Annotated in this window: 18 protein-coding genes and 1 pseudogene; 13 read left to right on the top strand and 6 right to left on the bottom strand. The window is 70.6% G+C overall.

The annotated features are described in order from the left end of the window. Positions 1-36 precede the first annotated feature (36 nt). Positions 37-1446, top strand: coding sequence for an ATP-binding protein (locus tag JQS43_RS03655; protein ID WP_239679300.1), 1410 nt, complete (start codon positions 37-39; stop codon positions 1444-1446). 97 nt (positions 1447-1543) lie between these two features. On the opposite strand, the gene JQS43_RS03660 is transcribed toward JQS43_RS03655, so the two are convergent. Further along, the gene (locus JQS43_RS03660) at positions 1544-2602 is read right to left on the bottom strand and encodes a LacI family DNA-binding transcriptional regulator (protein ID WP_239677641.1); all 1059 of its coding nucleotides are present in this window, start codon (positions 2600-2602) and stop codon (positions 1544-1546) included. Between the two features lie 170 nt (positions 2603-2772). Between JQS43_RS03660 and JQS43_RS03665 the strand changes: the two genes are divergently transcribed. The 4 genes from JQS43_RS03665 to JQS43_RS03680 are packed head-to-tail and all read left to right on the top strand — an operon-like array spanning position 2773 to position 8327. Then, complete coding sequence (locus tag JQS43_RS03665) at positions 2773-4017, top strand: sugar ABC transporter substrate-binding protein (RefSeq protein ID WP_239677642.1); 1245 nt, start codon at positions 2773-2775, stop codon at positions 4015-4017. Between the two features lie 22 nt (positions 4018-4039). After that, entirely contained in the window at positions 4040-5674 is a 1635-nt protein-coding gene (locus JQS43_RS03670; protein WP_239677643.1) for an ABC transporter permease subunit, read from the top strand. Further along, the gene (locus JQS43_RS03675) at positions 5671-6513 is read left to right on the top strand and encodes a sugar ABC transporter permease (RefSeq protein ID WP_239677644.1); all 843 of its coding nucleotides are present in this window, start codon (positions 5671-5673) and stop codon (positions 6511-6513) included. Before JQS43_RS03670 ends, JQS43_RS03675 begins: the two co-directional genes overlap by 4 nt. A 2-nt stretch (positions 6514-6515) precedes the next feature. Next, positions 6516-8327, top strand: a complete 1812-nt coding sequence (locus JQS43_RS03680; RefSeq protein WP_239679301.1) for a glycoside hydrolase family 13 protein — start codon at positions 6516-6518, stop codon at positions 8325-8327. A 2-nt stretch (positions 8328-8329) separates the two neighbouring features. Here the strand turns inward: JQS43_RS03680 and JQS43_RS03685 are convergent, their stop codons facing one another. Together JQS43_RS03685 and JQS43_RS03690 are read right to left on the bottom strand one after the other, a co-directional pair. Further along, a complete protein-coding gene (locus tag JQS43_RS03685) occupies positions 8330-9025 on the bottom strand; it encodes a response regulator (protein WP_239677645.1) in 696 nt (231 codons plus the stop codon). Then, the gene (locus JQS43_RS03690; RefSeq protein WP_239677646.1) at positions 9022-10176 is read right to left on the bottom strand and encodes a sensor histidine kinase; all 1155 of its coding nucleotides are present in this window, start codon (positions 10174-10176) and stop codon (positions 9022-9024) included. The genes JQS43_RS03685 and JQS43_RS03690 overlap by 4 nt, the downstream gene beginning before the upstream one ends. Positions 10177-10311: 135 nt before the next feature. On the opposite strand from JQS43_RS03690, the gene JQS43_RS03695 reads away from it, so the two are divergent. Then, positions 10312-11133, top strand: a complete 822-nt coding sequence (locus tag JQS43_RS03695) for a CPBP family intramembrane glutamic endopeptidase (RefSeq protein WP_239677647.1) — start codon at positions 10312-10314, stop codon at positions 11131-11133. Here the strand turns inward: JQS43_RS03695 and JQS43_RS03700 are convergent. Both JQS43_RS03700 and JQS43_RS03705 read right to left on the bottom strand, forming a co-directional pair. Next, entirely contained in the window at positions 11130-12425 is a 1296-nt protein-coding gene (locus JQS43_RS03700; protein ID WP_239677648.1) for a type II toxin-antitoxin system HipA family toxin, read from the bottom strand. The two genes, JQS43_RS03695 and JQS43_RS03700, sit on opposite strands and share 4 nt — an antisense overlap. After that, entirely contained in the window at positions 12422-12715 is a 294-nt protein-coding gene (locus JQS43_RS03705; protein ID WP_239677649.1) for a helix-turn-helix domain-containing protein, read from the bottom strand. The genes JQS43_RS03700 and JQS43_RS03705 overlap by 4 nt, the downstream gene beginning before the upstream one ends. 190 nt (positions 12716-12905) lie before the next feature. Between JQS43_RS03705 and JQS43_RS03710 the strand changes: the two genes are divergently transcribed. The 4 genes and pseudogenes from JQS43_RS03710 to JQS43_RS03725 all read left to right on the top strand — a co-directional run bounded on the left by JQS43_RS03710 (position 12906) and on the right by JQS43_RS03725 (position 15766). Further along, a complete protein-coding gene (locus JQS43_RS03710) occupies positions 12906-13244 on the top strand; it encodes a hypothetical protein (protein WP_239677650.1) in 339 nt (112 codons plus the stop codon). Positions 13245-13260: 16 nt separating this feature from the next. Continuing rightward, positions 13261-13647, top strand: a pseudogene (locus tag JQS43_RS03715) (cytidine deaminase); the annotation flags it as partial. Between the two features lie 8 nt (positions 13648-13655). Further along, entirely contained in the window at positions 13656-14942 is a 1287-nt protein-coding gene (locus tag JQS43_RS03720; protein WP_239677652.1) for a thymidine phosphorylase, read from the top strand. Between the two features lie 125 nt (positions 14943-15067). Continuing rightward, on the top strand, positions 15068-15766 hold the full coding sequence (locus tag JQS43_RS03725) for a DUF4272 domain-containing protein (protein WP_239677653.1): 699 nt from the start codon (positions 15068-15070) through the stop codon (positions 15764-15766). Positions 15767-15814: 48 nt separating this feature from the next. Here the strand turns inward: JQS43_RS03725 and JQS43_RS03730 are convergent, their stop codons facing one another. Next, positions 15815-16693: a putative RNA methyltransferase gene (locus tag JQS43_RS03730; protein ID WP_239677654.1), complete on the bottom strand. Its 879-nt coding sequence runs from the start codon at positions 16691-16693 to the stop codon at positions 15815-15817. A 28-nt stretch (positions 16694-16721) separates the two neighbouring features. Between JQS43_RS03730 and JQS43_RS03735 the strand changes: the two genes are divergently transcribed. The 3 genes from JQS43_RS03735 (at position 16722) to JQS43_RS03745 (ending at position 22230) form a co-directional block, all read left to right on the top strand. Beyond that, positions 16722-17819, top strand: a complete 1098-nt coding sequence (locus tag JQS43_RS03735) for an adenosine deaminase (protein WP_239677655.1) — start codon at positions 16722-16724, stop codon at positions 17817-17819. A 215-nt stretch (positions 17820-18034) separates the two neighbouring features. Then, positions 18035-21829: a sensor histidine kinase gene (locus JQS43_RS03740; protein WP_239677656.1), complete on the top strand. Its 3795-nt coding sequence runs from the start codon at positions 18035-18037 to the stop codon at positions 21827-21829. After that, the gene (locus tag JQS43_RS03745) at positions 21826-22230 is read left to right on the top strand and encodes a roadblock/LC7 domain-containing protein (protein WP_239677657.1); all 405 of its coding nucleotides are present in this window, start codon (positions 21826-21828) and stop codon (positions 22228-22230) included. Before JQS43_RS03740 ends, JQS43_RS03745 begins: the two co-directional genes overlap by 4 nt. Positions 22231-22271 lie beyond the last annotated feature (41 nt).

The raw sequence follows: 22271 nt of genomic DNA on the forward strand, positions 1-22271 counted from the left end.
TTAGTTGCGATAGTCGTAAGCTGGGTGGGGGTGAGCATGGGCGCGGACTTTGTCAACCGGACGACTGAGTTGGCGACGCTGCAGAAGTGGTTCGAGCGACCAGGCCCGCAGCTCGGCGTGGTGTGGGGGAGGCGTCGGGTCGGCAAGACCTACCTCCTCGCCCACTGGGCCAAGGCGAAACGCGCGATCGTGCATACGGCTCGCAACCGGCCGCCCGGCGAGGAGTTGGCGGCGTTGTCGGCCGCCGCGGCCCCGGTGCTCGACCTGCCCTTGCGGGACCTGCGCACCCGCCCCTTCGTCGACTGGGACGATGCCTTCGACTGTTTCGCGACGGCGGCGGTGAGCGAGCCGCTAGTCGTGGTGCTCGACGAAGTGCCCGAGTTGTTGCCGGCAAACCCGGGCTTCGAGAGCGGTCTGCGGGCGATCTGGGAGCGGATGGGGGACCGGCGGCTGCGGCTGGTGCTCTGCGGTTCGGCTGTCCGCACCATGGAGGCGCTGCAGGCGGAGCGGGCGCCGTTGTTCGGCCGGGCCACGCTGCGAATGCAGGTGCGGCCATTCGGCCCGCACGAAGCAGCGCTGATGTTGCCCCGGCTCACTCCCGACGAGCGGGCACGGGCGTGGGGCATCTGCGGCGGCAGCCCCTTCTATTTGAGCCTCTGGGACGACGGTGCCACCGCGGCGGAGAACCTTACCGAGCTGTTCGGCTCGGAACAGGCGTTGCTGTTGAATGAGGGTTCCTTCCTGCTCGCTACCGAAGACTTCGCCGGTGGTCGCCGGGAGCGCTTGCCCGAGCAGGTACTTCGAGCGCTCGCCGCGGGACGAAGCCGATACGGGGAACTCAAGCAGTCACTCGGCGCGGACCCGGCCCGGCCGCTGGCGGCGCTGCAGGAGTTGGGGCTGATCGATCGCGTCCTGCCGGTCGCCGGAAAGGTCGATCCCCGGTTGGCTTACTACCGGGTGGCGGACAACTTCCTGGCGTTCTGGCTGTCGGTCGTCGAGCCGCATCGCTCGATGATCTCCCAACGCCTGGGGAGCAGCCTCGCGCCGTTGCTGCTTCACCAGCTCGACCACTTCATGGGCCAGCGGTGGGAGGAGGCGTTCCGGGCACACCTTGTCCGGGTGCTCGCCGACGATCCGCGGGTCCAGCCAATGACGGGGATCGGTCGGTTCTGGCGACAGCGGGTTCCGCCCGGTGAGGACCCTTGTGAACTCGACGCGGTCGGGTTGACCGGGGTGGAGCGGCGAGTCTCGCTGGTGGGCGAGGCGAAGTGGGCTCGGCAGGTGGATGGTGGCCGGCTGGTGAGACAACTCCAGCGGAAAGTGGTCGAGGCCGGACTAGTCACCGCCGCACACCCGGAACCGGTCTATGCCGTCTGTTCCCGCACCGGGGTGGCCGGCGAGCTGCCACCCCGGACGGTCGTCGCGACCGCCGCCGACATCTTCTGACAATGAGGCCGCCCGAAGATCAAATGCCCTGGGGCGGTACGACACGCAGCGTGTCGTACCGCCCCAGGGCATTTGATCTTCGCTTTTCGGGTGGCCGCTAAGCGGTGCGTACCAGTTGGTTGGGCGGCGGCAGCTGGGCCTGGGAGGCGGCGGCGGTGGAGGCCCGGACCACCAGCTCCGGCGCGAAGACGTACTCCGAGTGCGGAGCGCCGTGCCCGCCGATCTGGTCGAGCAGCGCGCCGACCGCCGCCGAGGCCATCTGCCCGACCGGTTGCCGCACAGTGGTCAGCGGCGGGTCGGTGAAGGCGATCAGCGGGGAGTCGTCGTAGCCCACCACCGACAGGTCACCGGGGACGGTCATGCCCCGCTGCCGGGCGGCCCGGATGGCGCCGAGCGCCATCAGGTCGCTGCCGCAGACCAGCCCGGTGACGCCGCGGTCGAGCAGCCGGGTCGCCGCCGCCACGCCACCCTCCACGCTGAACCACAACGAGAGCGCGACTAGTTCGTCCAGCTCGGACTCGGGCGTGTCGAGCAGGCTGGTCATCGCGCCGCGCCAGCCGGCCAGCCTGCGCTGCACCGGCAGGAACCGGCGCGGGCCGGTGACCAGGCCGATCCGGCGGTGGCCGAGCGAGGCGAGGTGGCTGACGGCGAGTTCCGCCGCCACCCCCTCGTCCGGCGAGATAAACGGTGCCTCGATCTCCGGCATGTAGCCGTTGACCAGCACGATCGGCAGCCGCTGCGCGACCAGCCGCCGGTAGCGGCCGGGGTCGGAGGTGGTGTCGGCGTGCAGACCGGAGACGAAGATGATCCCGGCGACCGAGCGTTCCAGCAGCATCTCGACGTACTCGTCCTCGGTGACCCCGCCCGGGGTCTGGGTGCACAGCACCGGGGTGTAGCCGTGCTGGGCCAGCGCCGACTCCGCCACCTGCGCGAACATGGGGAATATCGGATTTTCCAGCTCCGGCACCACTAGCCCGACCAGCCCCGCGCTGTGTTTACGCAGCCGGGCCGGTCGCTCATAACCTAGGACATCGAGCGCGGTGAGCACGGCCTGTCGGGTCTCGGCGGCCACGCCGGGCTTGTCGTTGAGTACCCGCGACACCGTCGCCTCGCTGACACCGGCCTGGGCGGCGAGGTCCGCCAGTCGTGTACGCATGGTCAGACGATAGCGCACATCGCAACATCGTTACGAAAGCGGTGGCAAGCTCTTCCAAAACTTGAAACTCCTTGCTAACGTGCCGGCAACGACGTACCCGTCGCGGCGGACCGGCCCCCAGGGCCGCCGTTCCCGCCGCGAACCGTCGACCGGACAGGAGATGTGATGTGATGCGTACGCGACACGCGGCCGTGGCCACCGGAGTGGCGTTGGTCCTCGCCGTGACCGCCTGCAGCAGCGACCCCGCCGACCCGACCACCGACGCCGACACCACCGGCGGCGAGCTGGTGATCTGGGTCGACCCGAACCGGGCCGGGGTGTTGGCGCAGTTCCAGGACCAGATCGAAGCCGACCTCGGCGTCTCGCTCGTGATCGAGGAACACCCCCCGGACGACCTGCAGTCCACCTTCGTCACCGCCTCCCAGCAAGGAGCCGGTCCGGACGTGACCGTCGGCGCCCACGACTGGATCGGCAACCTGGTCCGCAACGGCACCGTCGACCCGGTGCAGCTGTCCGACCCGGCGCTCGCCGAGTTCCCCGAGGTGGCGATCGAGGCGGTCACCTTCGAAGGGCAGACCTACGGGGTGCCGTACGCGCTGGAGAACCTCGCGCTGATCCGCAACACCGAGCTGGCGCCCGACGCCCCGGCCACCATCGAAGAGCTGGTCGAGACCGGGCAGCAGCTGCAGGACAGCGGTGACGCCAGCGAGATCATGTGCCTGCAGGTGGGAGACCAGGGCGACACCTACCACATCTACCCGCTCTTCACCTCCGGTGGCGGCTATCTCTTCGGTACCACCGCCGACGGCACCTGGGACCCGAGCGACCTCGGCGTCGACAGCGACGCCTCGAAGGCCGCCTTCGAGCAGATCCGGGAGCTCGGCGAGGCCGGTGTGGGTGCGCTGAAGCGCTCGATCTCCGGCGACAACGCCATCCCCACCTTCACCGACGGCGACTGCGCGTTCCTGGTCTCCGGCCCGTGGGCGGTCAACGACGTCAAGGAAGCCGGCATCGAGTACGACATCACCCCGGTGCCGCCGTTCGAAGCTGGTGACACCGCCGAGCCGTTCGTCGGGGCGCAGACCTTCTTCGTGGCCTCCCGGGGCGAGAACAAGGCGGTGGCGCAGGAGTTCGTCGCCAACTACCTGACCTCGACCGAGCTGGCGGTGGCGCTCTACGAGGCGGAGCCGCGGCCACCGGCGCTCACCTCGGCGCTGGAGCAGGTGCAGTCGGCGGACCCGGATCTGGCGAAGTTCATCGAGGCGGCCGAGTACGGCTCGCCGATGCCGTCGATCCCGGAGATGGCCGCGATCTGGGGGCCGTTCGGCACCGCGCAGGCGGCGATCATCGGCGGGGCGGACGTCGACGAGGCGCTCGACGCGGCGGCGCAGGCCATCGCCGAGCAGATCGACTGAGCCGGCCGGATCGTCGATGAGCATGGCACGCGAATCCCTGGCGGGGCCGGTCACGCCGGCTCCGCCAGGGGGCGGGCGGCGCCGCCGCCGCGGTGGTGGTGACCTCAGCCGGGTCGAGGCGCCGGTCACCGCCACCGGGTTGGCGGCGAAGGCGCTGCTGCTCGGAGTGGTGGCGGCGCTCGCGATCTGGGCCGCCTTCCCGCTGATCGAGGCGCGATCCTGGATCGGCCTGTCGATTCTGGCGGTGACCACCGTCGGCATCTTCTACCTCTATCTGAGCCGCCGGCACATCCCTGCCAAATACCTCCTGCCCGGGACCCTGTTTCTGATCGCCTTCCAGCTATTTCCCGTCCTCTATACCGCCAGCACCGCGTTCACCAACTTCGGCGACGGGCATCGCGGCAGCCAGGACGAGGCGATCGTGTCGATCCAGACCGCCTCGGTGCGGCAGGTGCCGGGCTCCGCCGAGTACGCCCTGAGCATCGCCACCACCGGCGATCCGGCCAGCGGGCAGCTGAGCTTCCTGGTCCGCGATCCCGCCACCGGCGAGGTCTTCGCCGGTGACCAGGACGGGCTGAGCCCGCTGCCCGCCGACCAGGTGAGCGTCGGGCTGGACGGCCGGATCACCGAGGCGCCCGGCTACACAGTGCTCAACGCCGGCCAGGCCAGCGCCCGCAGCCACGAGATCACCAACCTGGCGGTCCCGACCGACCAGGGGGCGATCCTCGCCTCCGGGCTGTCCCGGGCGTACGAAGGACGGGCGCAACGGGCGTACGAGGCGGCGTGCGACTGTGTGGTCGACACCGACACCGGCCAGCGCTGGTACGCCGATCAGGAGCGCGGCTCGTTCGTGAGCGAGGACGGGGACCGGCTGGTACCCGGCTGGCGGGTCAACGTCGGCTTCGACAACTTCACCCGGGTGCTCACCGACCCGCGGGTCTCCGGGCCGTTCCTGGAGACGCTGGTGTGGAACTTCGCGTTCGCGTTCGGGTCGGTGGCGTTCAGCTTCGCGCTCGGCGTCTTCTTCGCGCTGGCGTTACAGCACGAGCGGCTGCGCGGTCGGGCGCTCTACCGGGTGCTGCTGGTGCTGCCATACGCGATGCCGGCCTTCGCCATGTTGCTGGTGTGGCGGGACATGTTCAACACCGATTTCGGGCTGATCAACCGGCTCTTCGGGTGGAGCGTGGACTGGATGGGTGGCGAGTGGACCGCACGCGGCTCGCTGCTGCTGGTCAACACCTGGCTCGGCTACCCGTACATGTTCCTGATCACCACCGGGGCGCTGCAGTCGATCCCGAAGGAGCTGACCGAGGCGGCCCGGATCGACGGCGCCGGGCCGTGGCACGCGTTCCGGCGGGTGACCCTGCCGCTGCTGATGGTGGCGCTGACCCCGCTGCTCATCGCCTCGTTCGCGTTCAACTTCAACAACTTCAATGCGGTCTATCTGGTCTCCGGGGGCGGCCCGTTCCCGCCGGACAGTCCGCTGGCCGGCGCGACCGACCTACTCATCACATACACCTATCGGCTCGCCTTCGGGGGCGCCGGCGCCCAGTACGGCTTCGCCGCGGCGATCTCGGTCTACATCTTCCTGATCGTGGCGGTGGTCTCGGCGATCGCGTTCCGGCGGACCCGGGCGCAGGAGGAGGTGTGGCGATGAGCTGGTTCCGTGACATCGGGTGGCGACACCTGGTCGGGGTGGTGGCGGTCGGGTTCGCGCTGTTCCCGATCCTGTTCGTGGTGTCGGCCGCGCTGAACCCGTTGGGGACCCTCTCCTCCAGCGACCTGATCCCGACCGGCGCCTCTACCGGCAACTTCGTCGACCTGTTGACCACCACGTCGTTCCTGCGCTGGTTCTGGAACTCGCTGCTGATCGCCGGATTCGCGTCGTTCGCCGGAGTCTTTATCTCGGTGCTGGCGGCGTACGCGTTCAGCCGGATGCGGTTCCGGGGGCGGCGGGTGGGGCTGCTGTCGCTGCTGCTGATCCAGATGTTCCCGCAGTTCCTGGCGATCGTGACCATCTTCCTGATGTTCACCACCATCACCGAGTACTGGCCGGCGATCGGGTTCAACACCCCGGCCGGGCTGATGCTGCTCTACCTCGGTGGGGCGCTGGGGGTGAACACCTGGCTGACCAAAGGCTTCCTGGACACCCTGCCCCGGGAGTTGGACGAGTCGGCCACTGTGGATGGCGCCAGCCACGTGCAGATCTTCTTCCGGATCATGCTGCCGCTGATCACCCCGATCCTGGCGGTGACCGCGCTGCTGGTCTTCATCGCCACCATCAACGAGTTCCTGATCGCCAACGTCTTCCTGACTCGGGACGGTTCGAAGACCCTGGCGGTAGGGATGTACGGCATGATCTCCGGCCAGCGCAACGCCAACTTCGGCATGTTCGCGGCCGGCACCTTGCTCACCGCGATCCCCACCGTGCTGGTCTTCCAGATCCTGCAGCGCTACATCGTGCACGGGCTCACCGCCGGTGCCGTGAAAGGTTGAGTGTGCTCCCCCACCACGACGGCTCGGCAACCCATGTCAGCAATCCCGCGCCAGCGCTCGGCGAGACGGTCACCGTCTTCGCCCGGGTGCCCGAGACGGCAGGCGTGTCCCAGGTGCATCTGCGCACCACCCCGGACGGGGAACCACACTTCGTTGCGGCGGTGCCGGATCGCCGCCGCGGTGGTGAGGTGTGGTGGCGGGCGGAGGTGCCGGTGCACAACCCGGTTACCTCCTATCGGTTCTGGCTCACCGGGCCGGGCGGCGACCGGTGGCTCAACCAGTACGGCGTGGTGGGTCACGACGTGCCGGACGCCACCGACTTCCGGTTGGTCGCCGACGCGCCGCCACCGCAGTGGCACCGAGATGCGGTGGTCTACCAGATCTTCCCGGACCGGTTCGCCCGGTCGGCGGCGGCCGACCAGCATCCGCCGCCGGAGTGGGCGGTCCCGTGCGACTGGGACACTCCGGTCGTCGGGCTAGGCCCGGAGACTCCGTACCAGTTCTACGGCGGCGACCTCGGCGGCGTGGAGCAGCGGCTAGACCACCTGGCCCAGCTGGGGATCAACACCGTCTACCTCACCCCGGTCTTTCCGGCACGATCCAACCACCGGTACGACGCGGCCGGGTTCGACCAGATCGACCCGTTGCTCGGTGGGGACGCGGCGCTGGCGAGCCTCGCCGCGGCCGTTCACGCCCGGGGGTGGCGGATCCTGGGCGATCTCACCACCAACCACTGCGGCGATGCCCATCCCTGGTTCGCGGCGGCGGTCTCCGAGGTCGCCGCCGCCGAGCGGGAGCTGTTCTACCTCGACCCGGCGGGCGACTACGAGTCGTGGCGAGGGGTGAAGAGCCTGCCCAAGTTCAACTGGGGCAGCGCGGAGCTGCGGCGCCGGTTCTTCGATGGCCCCGACGCCGTGCTGGCGCGGTGGCTGCGGCCCCCGTACAGGCTGGACGGGTGGCGGATCGACGTGGCGAACATGACTGGCCGGCTCCGCGCCGACGACTACGCCAGCGAGGTGGCGGCGGCTGCCCGGGCCGCGGTGGCGGCGGCCCGGCCGGACGCGCTGCTCGTCGCCGAGCACGCCCACGACGCCACCGGGGACCTGGACCGTGGGGGTTGGCACGGCACCATGAACTACGCCGGTTTCCTGCGGCCGGTGTGGAGCTGGCTGCGCGGGCCAACCCTCGATCTGGCCGACTTCCTCGGCGTACCGGGGGAGGTGCCGCGCCGGGACGGCGGAGCGACCCTGACCACGATGCGGACCTTCGCGGCGGCGATGTCGTGGCGGTCGCTGGCCGCGTCGTGGAACCTACTCGGCTCGCACGACACTGCCCGGATCCGCACCGTGGTCGGTGACCCCGCCCGGCAGGAGGTGGCGGCCGGCCTGCTCTTCACCCTCCCCGGCACCCCGATGGTCTTTGCCGGCGACGAGTGGGGGCTGACCGGGGTCAACGGGGAGGACTCCCGGACTCCGATGCCGTGGCACCGGCCGGAGCGGCAGGACCGGCGTACCTTCGACACGTACCGGGCGCTGATCGCCCTGCGCCACGCCGAGCCGGCGCTGCGCCACGGCGGTCTGCGGTGGCTGCATGCCGACCCCGACGCGCTGGTCTTCGTCCGGGAGACCCCGGCCGAGGCGGTGCTGGTGCTGGCGCGCCGGGCGGCCGGCACCCCGGTACGCCTGGCCGGGTTCGACGCCGGCGCGGCGGCCGTGAACCACTACGGCGGTGGCCCGGACCTGCGGGGAGACGCCGAAGGGGTGCTCACCCTGCCGGCCGACGGGCCCACGCTCCAGGTGTGGCGGCTCGGCTGAGCTCACTGCAGCGGCCGGCGTACCCCGGTGACGTGCCCGACCAGCTGGGTCCGGTCCCGCAGTTCGAGCTTACGCAGCGCACTGGAGACATGGTTCTTGACCGTGCCAGCGGTGATAAAGAGCGCGGCGGCGATCTCCTGGTTGCTGGCGCCGGCGACGACCAGGTCGACCACCTCACGCTCCCTCGGTGAGAGCAGGGCGGCGCCGGGAAAGGTGGGCTCCGCCCGGCCTGGCTCCGCGGTCGCGCCCGGGGCCGCTGTCGGGGCAGGCGGGGTGTGCCGCAGCCACGCCACGATCCGGGCGGCGGCGGGGCCGCCCAGCACCATCTCACCCGCGTGAGCCCTGCGGATCGCGGCTACCAGATCGTCGGGGTCGCAGTCCTTCAACAGGTAGCCGCGCGCCCCGGCCCGCATCGCGCCGAGCAGGTATGCGTCCTCGTCGAAGGTGCTCAGTACCAGGCAGGCAACGCTCGGGTGCGCCGCGTTCAGCCGGCCGATCAGCTCGACGCCGTCCATGCCGGGCATCCGGGCATCCACCAGCGCCACCTCCGGGGCGCACTCGGCCACCGCCCGTAGCGCAGCCGGCCCGTCCGCCGCGTCGGCGACCACGTCGATCCCGTCCTCGACCTCCAGGAGCTTGCGCAGACCTTGCCGGATCAGGCTCTGATCGTCCACCAGCAGGACCCGGATCGGGCTCACCCGGTCACCGCCGGAAGCGTCGCTCCCAGGTAGAAGCCCTGGCCAGAATCAGGCTGCGTGGTCAGTTGGCCACCAAGGTGCCGGACCCGTTCGGCGAGCGAGGTCAGTCCGAAGCCCGGCGTGTGGTCATCGCTGCCGCCCTGCCCGTCGTCGCGGATCTCCAACGCCACTGTGTCGGGCCGGTGTTCGAGGCGGACCACGACCCGGCCGGCGTCCGCGTGGCGTACCACGTTGGTCAGCCCTTCCTGGAGCACCCGGTAGAGGACCAGTTCGGTGTCGGCGTCGAGCTCCTGCTCCGGCCCGACCAGCTCGAAATCGACGGTGACCTCGCTGCCGTCGAAGGAGCGTGCCAGCGCGGCCAGGGCGGCGCTGCCGATCCGGCCCTCCAGGTCCAGCGGACGCAGTGCCCGCACCCACCGGCGGGTCTCGGCCAGCGCCTGGGTGGTCAACCGTTTGCTCTGACTGACCTCTGTCCACGCCGCGTCCGGCCGGCGGGTGCGGAACCGTTCGGCGTTCTCCAGACCCATCTTGATCACCGTGAGGTAGTGGCCCACCGAGTCGTGCATGTCCCGGGCCATCCGCGCCCGCTCCTGAGAGATGGTCAGCTCCCGGACCCGGGCGAGCAGCCGCTCGCTCTCCTCCCGCCGGCGTCGCGCCTCCAGCGTGGCGGCGACCATGCCGAAGACGAAGACCGCTCCGAATACGACGATCGAGACCTCGGAGAGCACCCAGATCAGCTCCTGAGGTGATAACCAGATCCCGGACACGACGACGACGACACCGGCGGTCGCTGCGACGGTGGCTCCGATCCCGATACCGTAGACCAGCGAGACCGCGGCGAAGCCGATCAATGTCAGGGGGAAGTGGACTCCGGCCGAACCGGTCAGGCCGAGGGCGAAGGTGGCGAGCAGGAAGCCCAGCACCGCGGGCTGGCGCCACCGGCTCGCCACCGGCCGCCAGGGCATCATGAACCACAGCAGCGCCAGCAGCGCGACGTTACCGGCGAACAGGGCGGCGGACCAGGGCGGCAGCGGCGGCTGCGGGGCGGTGATATACCGGATCACCACGAGACCGAGCACCAGCCAGAAGGTGATGCTCAGCGCCGCCGGTCGGTCCGGATCGCGCAGCTGCGTAACGACGCGGGATACCACCGGTCAACGCTAACCGCCACGGGCGGCGCTGGTCATCCCGCTGGCGGCCCATGACCTGGGTCATGCCCGCGGTCGCGGTTACTTCTATCGGCGGCTCGATGCCGGATAGACCGGCTGGTCACTAGCGTTCCGGCCATGTCTACCGCCCGCCCGTACTGGGCCATCCCATTGACCGCTCTCTGTACGCTTGTCGCCGCGGTCGGCGGCGCGCTTCCGGCGATGGTCCTACTCGGTCGGGAGAGCGTGGTGGCGCCGGTGCTCAGTGGCGCCGGCGTCACAGCGCTCGCGCTGCTGCTGGTCTTTCTGTGGCGGCGGTACCTGCTCCAGCGGGACTGGACCGGAGTGGGCCTGACCTGGCGCCGTTCGGCTGTGTCGCAGGGGCTGCTCGGGGCGGTGGCGGGGGCGGCGGCGGTGCTGGCGACCAACGTGTTCAGTCTCGCCACCGGCGCGGCCCGCTTCGGCGACTGGTCGGCGTACGGCGAGACCGCCGGCCAGGTGGTGGTGACGATCGCGATCGTGCTCAGCGTGAGCATCCTGATGCAGGGGCTGCCGGAGGAGGTGCTCTGGCGTGGACACCTGCACGATCTGCTCGCCACCACGCTCTCGCCCCGGACGGTGCTGCTGCTCACCTCGGTCTGCTTCGGCGTGCTGCACCTGGTCTCCCAGAGCGGCACCGAGGGGGCGTTCGAGCGGGCGCTCTACATCCTGATGGCGGTGGCGCTGGGGTTCGCGGCCGGCGCGGGCCGGCTGCGCACCGGCGCGGTGTGGCTGGCGGTGGGGCTCCACTCCGGATTCCACCTCGGCCTGCGCGGGCTGCCGATCGAACCGGTCGACCAGGTCACCTGGCTGCTCACGCTCACCGTTGCGATGGGCGCTGTGGGCCTGCTGTTGCTCGGGCGGGGCGGGGTCCGCCAGCTGGTCACATCGGTGCCGGCGACCGAGGGCCGGCCGAGCTAGCCGGCTGCCCGCTCGGCTAGTGCTCGTTGGCAGCGGCGAACCCGGTCGGCTACCCGGTCGAGCAGCCGGCCAGGCAGGGTGCTCGGGAGTTCGGTGATGGGCTGCTCGGTGATAGCGACGCGGAGCGCCCCGGGGAGTTCGGTGGCGAGCTCGCTGATGCGCGTCAGCAATGCGGCCGGGTCCACATCATTCTGCACCGCGAAACGGCGCCAGTGCTTCCCGGTCACCGCGGAGAGCCGGTACTCGCCACCGAGCCGCATCGCCAGCTTGAGCTTCGGCTCGTACATATCGTCATAGGGCAGCGTGCTCGCGACATCGTAGAGCGGTGCCAGCCGGACCCGCGGGCCCTGGAGGAGGACCGAATAGTTCTTGGCGTGGGCGTCCGTCCCACCGATCAGCCAGTTGAACGCCAGCGCGTCGATGAAATGGCTCACCGCCAGCTCAGCAGCGGCGCGCCGGAGCAGCGCGATGATGCCTTCGGGGGACGGCCCACCTTCGCTCTGATATTTGATCGTGGGCAGGACCCCCAGCGCCTGGCACATGTCTTCCTGATGCAGCCGGTGCAGCTGGCCGTCCCGATAGGATCGGTCGTATCGTTCGACAACGATCGCGCGTTCTCCGTCGAAGTCGCCGACCCAGGTGCGGGCAGCGGGTAGACCTAGCAGTCGGGCGGTGTGTAGGCACAGGTGTTCGTTCAGGTCGTGGTCGTCGAAGCCCACGACGGCGGGTTTGATGATGTGGGTGGTCGGCACCGCACCCCAGGGGTCTCCCCATCGCCGCTGCGCAGCGTCGTAGTGCAGCGCGGTCTTGGCCTGCGCACCGGCGAGGCTGAACTGGCCGGTCGTGTTGGTGTGCCAGGCCGCGGGATCTTGCCGGAGTCGGGCGATCCGTCGGCCGATCTCAACCTCGTCGATCCAATCTACGCCGCCCTCGCCCGCGAGTAGCTCGGCTGTCCGGTCCGTAGGTGCCAGCTGGACCGCGCCGGCGCAGTCTTCGCCGACGTGGCGCAGGATCGCGAACGGGTTGCCGGCAGAGACCTGATAGTCGCGGGCCCAGCGGTCGAGCACCTGTTCATTGTCGGGAAGTAGCCCCCACAGGAAGGCGCGCACCGGCCGGTCGCCGTGGCTGGCCTCGGTCAGTGGTAGCGAGAGCGAGAGCGGGGTACGGGAGCGTCGGCCCAGCCAGTCACGGTCGTAGTCGAGCTGCAGCCGGCCGTCGTCGAGCTGGCTGACGGTTCCGGCCAGTTCGCCCGCCAGGAGGATGCCCAGGGTCCGTTCGGGGGCCGGGGTCACGTGGCCTCCCTGGTGGCAGGGGGCGGGTCGACGAACGTGGCCAGATGTTGGTCGAGGTCGATCTCGTCGGGGTCAGGTAGTGCGGGCTCCGCCACCAATCGCAGGCCGAGCGCGTCCAGGGTCCGGAAGACCAGGCCGATCTCGGCGCGGGGCTTGCCATGTTCGAGGTCGGACAACCAACGGCGACTGACGCCGGCGGCGGCGGCGAGCTGGGCCTGGGTCTGCCCCAGTCGGGCCCGGGAGAGCCGGATGATCAAGCCTAGTCGCTGGCTGTCCTCGATCCGCATCATCGCGCCTCCCAGGGTACGTACGTGCACAGCCTACCTCCGGTGAACGTACGTTCGCAGGCCTGGGTTGGTGAACGTACATGCACAGGATGTGGCCTATGCACGTACGTGCACAGAGCCGCTCCCGGCCACGTACCCGGCGCCGTGTGCCCACCCCGTCTGCGGATCTCGGAAGATATGGCAAGGTGGCGATGTGGAGATCTTGAGGCTGATTCTGCTGTACGCCCATTTGATCGGCTTTGCGCTGCTGCTGGGTGGTGCGGTCGCCCAGTATCTGAGGGGGCCGATCCGGATCAACCAGGCGATGCTCTGGGGCGCGATTATCCAGGTGGTGACCGGGATCGGGCTCTCGGCGCCGCTGCGCGACGGCGACGAGCCACACCCGGCCAAGCTCGTGGTCAAGTTGGTGCTCGCCATCCTTATCTTGATCATGGTGTGGTTCTCCCGGAAGCGGGAACAGGTCAACCCCGGCCACTTCTTCGCGATCATCGGGCTGACGCTGGTCAACGCCGCGGTCGCGGTCTTCTGGTGACCCGGTAGTTCAGCGCATGGTCGAGGTGGACTGGAACGCCCTGCGACGAGCGGCCCTGCTCGTGGCCGCCCAGGCGTACGCGCCGTACTCGGGCCTGTCGGTGGGCGCCGCCGGGTTGGTCGACGATGGCCGCATCGTCACTGGGTGCAATGTGGAGAATGCCTCCTTCGGTCTCACCCTGTGCGCCGAGTGCGGGTTGGTCTCGGCGTTGCACACGGGCGGCGGCGGGCGACTGCTCGCGGTCGCCTGCCTGGCCAGCGACGGCGCCCCGCTGGCCCCCTGTGGCCGTTGCCGACAGTTGCTGTTCGAACATGGTGGCGCGGAGTGTCTGGTGGACGCGGACCCGGCCCCGCGGCGCCTCGGTGACCTGTTGCCCGACTCGTTCGGTCCGGATGATCTGAAGGGCCGCTCATGAGCGACTTCTCCGCGGTGTCGGTGATCCGGACCAAGCGGGATGGTGGGGTGCTGCGCGACGCCGAGATCGACTGGGTGGTCGACGCGTTCACCCGCGGCGAAGTCGCCGACGAGCAGATGGCCGCGCTAGCGATGGCGATCCTGCTGCGCGGGATGACCACGGCCGAGACCGCCCGCTGGACCCAGGCGATGATCAGCTCGGGGGAGCGGCTGGACCTGACCGGGCTGCCCCGGCCTACCGTCGACAAGCACTCCACCGGGGGCGTCGGCGACAAGATCACGTTGCCGCTGGCGCCGCTGGTGGCGGCCTGCGGCGCGGCGGTGCCGCAGCTCTCTGGCCGGGGGCTCGGCCACACTGGCGGCACGCTCGACAAGCTGGAGGCGATCCCCGGCTGGCGGGCCTCGCTGGGCCGCGACGAGTTCCGTACCCAGCTAGCTGACGTCGGTGCGGTGATCTGCGCACCGGGCGGCTCGCTCGCGCCAGCCGACCACAAGCTGTACGCCTTACGGGACGTCACCGGCACGGTGGAGTCGGTCCCGCTGATCGCCAGTTCGATCATGAGCAAGAAGATCGCCACCGGTACCCAGGCACTGGTGCTCGATGTCAAGGTCGGATCCGGGGCGTTCATGAAGTCGGTGCCGGCCGCCCGCGAGCTCGCGCGGGCAATGGTCGAGCTGGGCACAGCCCACGGGGTGCGGACGGTCGCGCTGCTGACCAACATGGACACCCCGTTGGGGTACGCGGTCGGCAACGGGGTGGAGGTGGCCGAGTCGGTGGCGGTGCTCGCTGGTGGCGGGCCCGCCGACGTGGTGGAGCTGACCGTCACGCTCGCCCGGGAGATGCTCACCGCGGTCGGCCTGCCCGACGCCGACCCCGCGGCGGCGTTGGCCGATGGGCGGGCGATGGATGTCTGGCGCCGGATGATCCGAGCCCAGGGCGGCGACCCCGACGCGCCGCTGCCGGCGGCGGCCGAGACCGAACAGATCCGGGCCGCCGCCGACGGCGTGGTGTCCCAGGTGGATGCGTTCGCGATCGGCGAGGCGGCGTGGCGGCTCGGCGCCGGCCGGGCCCGGAAGGAACATCCGGTCAGCGCCGCCGCCGGGGTGCTGCTGCACCGCCGGGTCGGCGATCCGGTACGGGTCGGTGACGCTCTCTGTGAGCTGCGCACCGACGATCCGGCGACGTTGCCGGCGGCGCGGGCGGTGGCGGCGGCGGCTTTCCAAGTCGGGTCCGAACCACCAGCGCCCTCGCTGGTGATCGAACGGGTGACCGCGGACCGGTAGGCCCGGTAGAGATCCACCCCCCACCAGGGCTGTGTCGGTCGGGGCGCTCCGAGTAGGCTCCCTGGCCAACGGACCTTTCCCGGCTACCCGGTCGCTGACCCCCCCCACCCTGACCCCCCGAGCCGATGAGGAGGCGGGCGCTGGCACCCGTACCCGCTCCGGACCCCCGCGCAGTGCGCGCCGCCAGCCTGGAGGAGCTGCAACGCCTCTGGCTGCCGGTGCCGTCGCCGCAGTTCCCGCTGGTGTGGGAGCGCGGCGACGGAGTCGCTCTGCGCTCTCCGGCCGAGCTGGAGGCGCGGGCGGCAGTGCTGAACATCGTGCTGGCCCGCTGCTACGGCATGCCCCAGGAGCTGGCGATGAGCTGGTTGCTCAACGCGCATCTGCTGGACGCGGTCACCCGGCCCGAGTGGCAGTTCGTGATGGCGGACAAGGGCGACCGGCGGGCGTTGGCGCTCCACCATGAGGCGATCTTCGCCCTGATGTGGCTGCTCGGGGTCGCCAAGCATCTGGACCCCAGCCAACCCGCTGACGACGGGTTGATGCGGTCGCTGCCTGACCTGCCCCGCTCCGAGACGATGGCGCAGTGGCGGTCGCGGAGCCTCTTCGCTCCCCGGCCGGCCGAGGAGGCGGCGGCCATGCTCGACCAGTATTACTGCCTCGACTGGGCGTACCTGGAGGCGGAGCGACAGCGGATGCCGTTGCCGGGGATGGTGGACTCGCACGCGGTCGGGCAACGCCGGTGGGCGTTGGAGTGGGCGGTGCTGTTGTTCGGCCCGTACCACGGGCCGCCGCGGGGCTGGGAAGAGATCGACCTGTCGACCTGATGGCGAGGCCGTTCAACGTGACGGGGCGGCTCAATGTGCCGAGGCGGTTCAACGGGGGGCGTAGCGGCTCAGCCGCACCGAAGCGGTTATCTGGAGCGGGTCAGGCAGTCTAGCCACGGCCTGCTCAAGTGCGGCCGGCTCGGTGTGCGCACCGCTCGGACCCATCGCAACCAGCGCCGCCACCTGTGACCGGGTCAACCGCAGCCGTCGAGTGTGGAGTTCTTCCCCGATCGGGTGGAACCAGGGGCCGAGCGCGGCCGAGAGCTGCGCCGGTTTCTCCGCGGCCACCCCGAGCAGGCGTACCCCAGCCGCGTCGCCGAGCCGGTCGACCAGCTCGGTGAGGTGGTCCGGGCCGGGGCTGACCACCAGCAGCCGCCCCTGCTCGGTGAGCACGCGGGCGAACTCGGCGCCGTGGCGGGGCGCGAACACGTTCAGTAGCAGCGTGGCCGAGTGGTCGGCGACTGGAAGCCGTTGCCAGGCATCGGCGAGGACCGCGCCGGCGCGTGGATGGCAGCGCGCGGCGCGGCGCAGCGCTGGCTTGGCGCTGTCGAGCGCCAACCCGACCGCGGTGGGTCGGGCGTCGAGCACCCGGGCGAGGTAGTACCCGGTCCCGGCCCCTACCTCGACCACCAGTTCGGGTTCGCCGTCGGCGGGCCCCACGGCGGTCGGCGCCGTAGTGGCTGCGGCGGCGAGCGCGTTCGCCAGGAACTGGTACGCCCCGGTGGCGAGAAACCGTTCCCGGGCGGCCACCATCGTGGCGCTGTCGCCGGGGTGGCGGATCGGGGCACGAGACAGCGGCGCGTACCCCTGTCGGGCGAGGTCGAAGCTGTGGCCAGCGGAGCAGTGCAGCGCCCTACCGGTACGGTCGGCCGTCAATTCCTGGTCGCAGTGCGGACACCGCAGGTACGGGAGTATGTCGGCGAGCATGGGACGCTCCTCAGATAGGGTCGGGGCCATGGTCGCACCCGCTACGAGCCCCAGTTATGAGCAGATCCGGGCCGCCCCCAAGGCGGTCCTGCACGACCACCTCGACGGGGGCCTGCGGCCCGAGACGATCGTCGAGCTGGCCGAGGAGATCGGCCACGAGTTACCGGTCGGCGACCCGGCGGCGCTCGGGATCTGGTTCGCCGAGGCGAGCTACTCCGGTTCACTGGAGCGGTATCTGGAGACCTTCGTGCATACGGTCGGGGTGATGCAGACCGAGTCGGCGCTGCGCCGGGTGGCGGCCGAGTGCGCCGTTGACCTGGCCGCCGACGGCGTCGTCTACGCCGAGGTCAGATTCGCGCCGGAGCAGCATCTGGCCCTGGGGCTCACCCTGGAGCAGGTAGTGGAGGCGGTGCTGGCCGGGTTCGCGGAGGGGGCTGCTCAGGTGGCCGGCCGCGGCGGCCCCGGCATCACGATCGGCACCCTGCTGACCGCGATGCGGCACGCCGCCCGGTCCATGGAGATCGCCGAGCTGGCGGTGCGCTACCGCGACCATGGGGTGGTCGGCTTCGACATCGCCGGCCGGGAAGCGGGCTTCCCGCCCACCCGGCACCTCGACGCCTTCGAGTATCTCCAGCGCGAGAATTTCCACTTCACGATCCACGCCGGCGAGGCGTTCGGGCTGCCCTCGATCTGGCAGGCGATTCAGTGGTGTGGCGCGGACCGGCTGGGGCACGGGGTGCGGATCGTTGACGACATCACCTGGGACGCCGACGGCCGGGCCCAGTTGGGGCGGCTCGCCGCCTACGTGCGGGACAAGCGGATTCCGCTGGAGCTGTGCCCGTCGTCCAACGTGCAGACCGGGGCGGTCGCCTCGATCGCCGAGCATCCGATCGGCCTGTTGCATGACCTTCGCTTCCGAGTGACCGTCAACACAGACAACCGGTTGATGAGTCGCACCACGATGTCGCAGGAGATGGCCCTGTTGGTGGAGGCCTTCTCATACGAACTGGCCGATCTCCAGTGGTTCACGGTGAACGCGATGAAGAGCTCCTTCATCCCGTTCGACCAGCGTCTCGCGTTGATCAACGATGTCATCAAGCCTGGGTACGCGAAGCTCGCCGGTTGATCACACGCGATCAATCGGATATGTCCGAATGGTCCACCTGGGGTCGGCTCGGTGGCCGGACCTGGCGGCGCAGCGGCGCCTGCTCATAATCTAGTTCCACGGTGGCTGGGGCTTTCTCTTTCTGGCCGGGCGTGATGGAATCGCGGAGGTCCGACCGCGACCGGTCGGGGGTTAAAGGTGCTCGGGGAGGGCCAATGCTGCGGGAGGGTGGTGACGTGAGCGAGCGGCCGACGGGCAGACCAACAGAGGATGCGTCGGGCGCCGCACCGTGGCGCCGGTTCCGGGACCTGCCGATCTGGTCCAAACTCGGGCTGATCATGATCGTGCCGACGCTCGCCACGATCGTGGTCGGCACCAACGGGCTACTCGGGCACATCGATACGGCGAACAACGCGGACCGGGCGCGGGTGCTGGCCAATCTGTCCGGGATCTCCGGCGAACTCGTCCACCACCTGCAGGAAGAGCGAGCCGCCGCGGTGCGGTTGCTCGGCGCCGAAGACGAAGCGGATCGCGAGGAGCTGGTCAGCGTCTACTACGACGTCCAGACCGCGGTCGACGATGCCGACCAGCGTTTCCAGAGCCAGAGCTCGGCCATCACCGATGTGCCCGCCAGTTTCCGGGACCAGTTGACCGATATCCGCAGTCAGCTCGCGGTGCTGCCGCAGACTCGCAACCAGATCGACGCCGGCACCTTCGGGCTTACCGACAGCGCCGCCAGCTATGAACAGCTGATCGGTGGCCTGATCACGATGCGTGACTCGACCGCGCAGTTCGCCGGCGATGTCGATCTCGGCAACCGGATGCGAGCCGCGGCGTCGGTCGCGCAGGCTAAGGAGCTGCTGTCGCAGCAGCGGGTGGTCGGCCATGAGGTGCTGATCCGCGGCGCCTACCATCCGCATCTGCGGAACTCGTTCATCGGCGCCCGGACCGGCCATGAGCAGGCGCTGGAAGGCTTCGCCGCGGTCGCCACCGACGCTGAGCAGGCCACCCTCGACCAGGCGCTAGAGGGCTCCGACGTTCGGCAGTCCCAGCTCTACCAGGACTATCTCGACAGCCTCGACAGCACCCGGCTGGGTGACCCGCCGTGGGACGACGAGGCCTGGGATTCGGTGATGTCCGCGCACGGTGAGCTGCTCCGGGGCGTCGAGGAAGACATCGACTCGGTCATCGTCGACGAAGCGGCGACGCTGCGTAGTGACGTGGAGCGCCGGGTGCTGCTGGAGACCGGTGCGCTGCTGGCGATGCTCCTGATCGCGATTCTGCTCGCCTGGTTGGTGGCGCGTTCGATGGCGCGGTCGCTGCGCGATCTCCGGCAGGGGGCGCTGGCGGTGGCCCAGCACGGCCTGCCGCAGGCGGTGGCGCAGCTCCGCGACCCGCAGCTGGCCAGCCAGTATTCCCCCGCCCAGGTGGCCGGGCAGCTCGCGGAACCGCTGCCGGTGCGCAGCCGGGACGAGTTCGGCCAGGTCGCCGAGGCCTTCAACGCGGTCCACCTGGAGGCGGTACGAACCGCCGCCGAGCAGGCGCAGCTCCGCTCCTCGGTCTCCACTATGTTCGTCAACCTCGCTCGCCGGTCGCAGATCCTCGTTGACCGGCTGATCAACCACCTCGACCGGCTGGAGCGCGGCGAGCAGGACCCAGACCGGCTGGCCGAGCTCTTCCAGCTGGACCACCTGGCCACCCGGATGCGGCGTAACGACGAGAACCTGCTGGTGCTCGCTGGTGCCGACTCCACCCGGGTGCAGCGGGAGCCGGCCTCACTGATCGACGTACTGCGGGCGGCGCAGTCCGAGGTCGAGCACTACACGCGGGTCGACTTCGGCATCGTCGACCGGGACCTCGAGATCGCACCGCACGCCGTCAACGACCTGGTGCACCTGGTCGCCGAGCTGCTGGACAACGCCACCGCCTTCTCGCCCCCGGAGTCGCTGGTGATGGTGGAGGCTCGGCGGGTGGGCGATCGGGCGGTCCTCTACGTGGAGGACCACGGCCTCGGCATGTCCTCGGACCAGCTGACCGAGATCAACGACCGGCTGGCGAAGCCGCCGATGGTGGACGTGGCGGTCTCCCGGATGATGGGCCTGGTCGTGGTCGGGCGGTTGGCCGCCCGGCACGAGGTCACGGTGGAGCTGCGGCACGCCTCCGAACGGGGGGTTATCGCAGAGGTGTCGCTCCCGCCATCGGTGCTGGTCCCGCGAGTTCCTGCCGAACAACCCGGAAGCCTGAGCCGGCGGGTACCGAGCGACCCGGGTGAGCAGCTCGCGTTGGAGGCGCCGTCGGCGATCAACCGCCAGCAGCCGCCGGCCCCCTCGACCCGGCCAGCGCCGTCGCCTGGCTTCTCCTACCCGCCGCCGCCGTTCTCACCGCCGCCGTTCGCCGAACCAGCCGGCGAGCCGGAGCCGAGCAGCGCTGCGCCGTGGCCGGCGGAGTCGACCTCCGCGCCAAGGGCGCACAGCACCAGTCACGCCGAGCCGCCGCCGGCAGCGGGCCGCGGGTCCAGCCACCGGAGCATGCCGGCCTGGTCGGATCTGACCGGCGCCAGCAACCACAACGGATCGACCCATGACCGGGCGGCCGAGGGCTCGGGGGCGGTGCCGCTGCCTCGGCGTCGGCCGGGCAGCTTCCAGAGCGATCCGGAGCAGCCGCCAGCGACGAACGACGAGTACCCCCCGACGATCCCGCGCCCTCGGCCGGACCCGGCCCACCCAGGTGGTGCCGGCTCGTCGACCGACTCGTCGACCGGGGGACCGCCGTCGAGTGGCGCCCCGGCCGGCCCACCGCTGCCGACCCGCCAACCGACCGGCAGCCCACCCGCCGGTCCGCCGCAGCCGACCTACCAGCAGACCACCCCGACCGACGGTGGCACGGCGCCGCCGCCTTGGCCGCCGGTGACGCCGAGCAGCTCGACGCCGGTGCCGACCGGCAGCGCACCGCCGGCGGGGAGTCCGTCGCCGGGCGGGCCGGACACGGCCCCGACGGCCCGGTCTCCGCGGCAGCCCACGCCGTTGCCGCAGCGGCCGCGGCCGGGTCAAGCAGGTGCGGCGTCGCCGGGCTCACCCGGCAGCGGCGGTCCCGGCAGCGGGAGTTACGGCGGCGGGAGCTTCGGCAGCGGTGCCGGCAGTGGCGGCGAATCAGCCCAGCCGCCGACCGCGGCCAGGCCCAGCAGCCCAGCTCCGGCGGCCGCCGGGCCGGCGCCCGGCCAGGTGGTGCAGCCGCCGCCGCAGGAGACCATGGAGCTGCCGATCTTCAACGAGCTGGAGTCGATGTGGTTCCGGAGTAAGCCGGCGCCACGTCGGGCCGAGCCGGCGAGCAGCGGCCCAACCGGCAATGGCCCGACCAGCAGTGGCCCGACCGGCAATGGCCCGACTAGCAGTGGCCCGACCAGCAGTGGCCCGACCAGCAGTGGCCCGACTAGCAGTGGCCCGACTAGCAGTGGCCCGACCAGCAACGGCCCGGACCGTGCGGGCAGCCCGGCTCCGGCCGAGCATTCCGCCGACACCGGCTCGGCGGAAGGTCCGGCCTCGGCCGGCGAGCCGGTCGCCGGCGCCCGCACCCTTGGCGGTGAGACGATCGAACTCACCACGATCCCGGGCGCCGCCGCCCCGGCCGGAGCCGGTGCCGGTGCGTCCGCTAACAACGCAGCGATGGGTGACACGATGCGGAGCGACTTCGCTCGAGAGGACCCCCCGGCTTCAGAGCAGCCGGCGGACCCTGGATGGCGGACGGTCGCCGACGACGGGTGGCTCGCTGCCTCCCACGCCGCGGAGGCGAGTGTGCAAGAGGTGACATCCGCCGGGCTGCCGAAACGGCGACCGATGGCGCAGCTGGTTCCCGGCGGGGTGGAGAAGCCGACCGCCTCCGCGGCCCAGCGCAGGTCTCCGGAGGCGGTGCGCGGGCTGCTGTCGGCGTACCACCGAGGCGTCCAACGGGGACGGGAACAGACTACCGACGACGAGTCGACCGGCTCGGATGCATCACAGTCCACACAGGCTGGCAAGGAGCGAAGGGCATGACAGCTATGCAGGATCTCGGTTGGCTACTGGCCAACTTCTGTGATCGCGTCCCCGGGGTCGCACACGCGATCGCGGTGTCCGCTGACGGGCTGCCACTGGCCGCCTCACGCGATCTGCCCCGGGATCGGGCTGACCAACTCGCGGCGATCGCGTCGGGTCTGGTCAGCCTGACCGTCGGCGCCTCCCGCTGCTTCGAAGGCGGGGCGGTGTTGCAGACCGTCGTCGAGATGGACAACGGATTCCTGTTCCTGATGTCGATCTCTGACGGTTCGTCGTTCGCGGTGCTCGCCGCCCGCAACTGCGATGTCGGGCAGGTGGGCTACGAGATGGCGCTCCTGGTGGACCGGGTCGGCGAGGCGTTGACGCCGGCGCCGCGGACAGCCGCGGGAATGATGGGCTGAGTCGCACCGAGGGCCATGGGGAGGCGTCCGGTCGGGTGAGG

This window comes from Natronosporangium hydrolyticum (genome assembly GCF_016925615.1).
Taxonomy (GTDB): Bacteria; Actinomycetota; Actinomycetes; order Mycobacteriales; family Micromonosporaceae; genus Natronosporangium; species Natronosporangium hydrolyticum.

What these genes read in the sequence shown, in the direction of transcription:
- JQS43_RS03655 (WP_239679300.1), top strand. Translation starts at nt 37, where the DNA reads ATGGGCGCGGACTTTGTCAACCGGACGACTGAGTTGGCGACGCTGCAG.
- JQS43_RS03660 (WP_239677641.1), bottom strand. Translation starts at nt 2,602, where the DNA reads ATGCGTACACGACTGGCGGACCTCGCCGCCCAGGCCGGTGTCAGCGAG.
- JQS43_RS03665 (WP_239677642.1), top strand. Translation starts at nt 2,773, where the DNA reads ATGCGTACGCGACACGCGGCCGTGGCCACCGGAGTGGCGTTGGTCCTC.
- JQS43_RS03670 (WP_239677643.1), top strand. Translation starts at nt 4,040, where the DNA reads ATGGCACGCGAATCCCTGGCGGGGCCGGTCACGCCGGCTCCGCCAGGG.
- JQS43_RS03675 (WP_239677644.1), top strand. Translation starts at nt 5,671, where the DNA reads ATGAGCTGGTTCCGTGACATCGGGTGGCGACACCTGGTCGGGGTGGTG.
- JQS43_RS03695 (WP_239677647.1), top strand. Translation starts at nt 10,312, where the DNA reads ATGTCTACCGCCCGCCCGTACTGGGCCATCCCATTGACCGCTCTCTGT.
- JQS43_RS03705 (WP_239677649.1), bottom strand. Translation starts at nt 12,715, where the DNA reads ATGATGCGGATCGAGGACAGCCAGCGACTAGGCTTGATCATCCGGCTC.
- JQS43_RS03720 (WP_239677652.1), top strand. Translation starts at nt 13,656, where the DNA reads ATGAGCGACTTCTCCGCGGTGTCGGTGATCCGGACCAAGCGGGATGGT.
- JQS43_RS03725 (WP_239677653.1), top strand. Translation starts at nt 15,068, where the DNA reads ATGAGGAGGCGGGCGCTGGCACCCGTACCCGCTCCGGACCCCCGCGCA.
- JQS43_RS03730 (WP_239677654.1), bottom strand. Translation starts at nt 16,693, where the DNA reads ATGCTCGCCGACATACTCCCGTACCTGCGGTGTCCGCACTGCGACCAG.
- JQS43_RS03735 (WP_239677655.1), top strand. Translation starts at nt 16,722, where the DNA reads ATGGTCGCACCCGCTACGAGCCCCAGTTATGAGCAGATCCGGGCCGCC.
- JQS43_RS03745 (WP_239677657.1), top strand. Translation starts at nt 21,826, where the DNA reads ATGACAGCTATGCAGGATCTCGGTTGGCTACTGGCCAACTTCTGTGAT.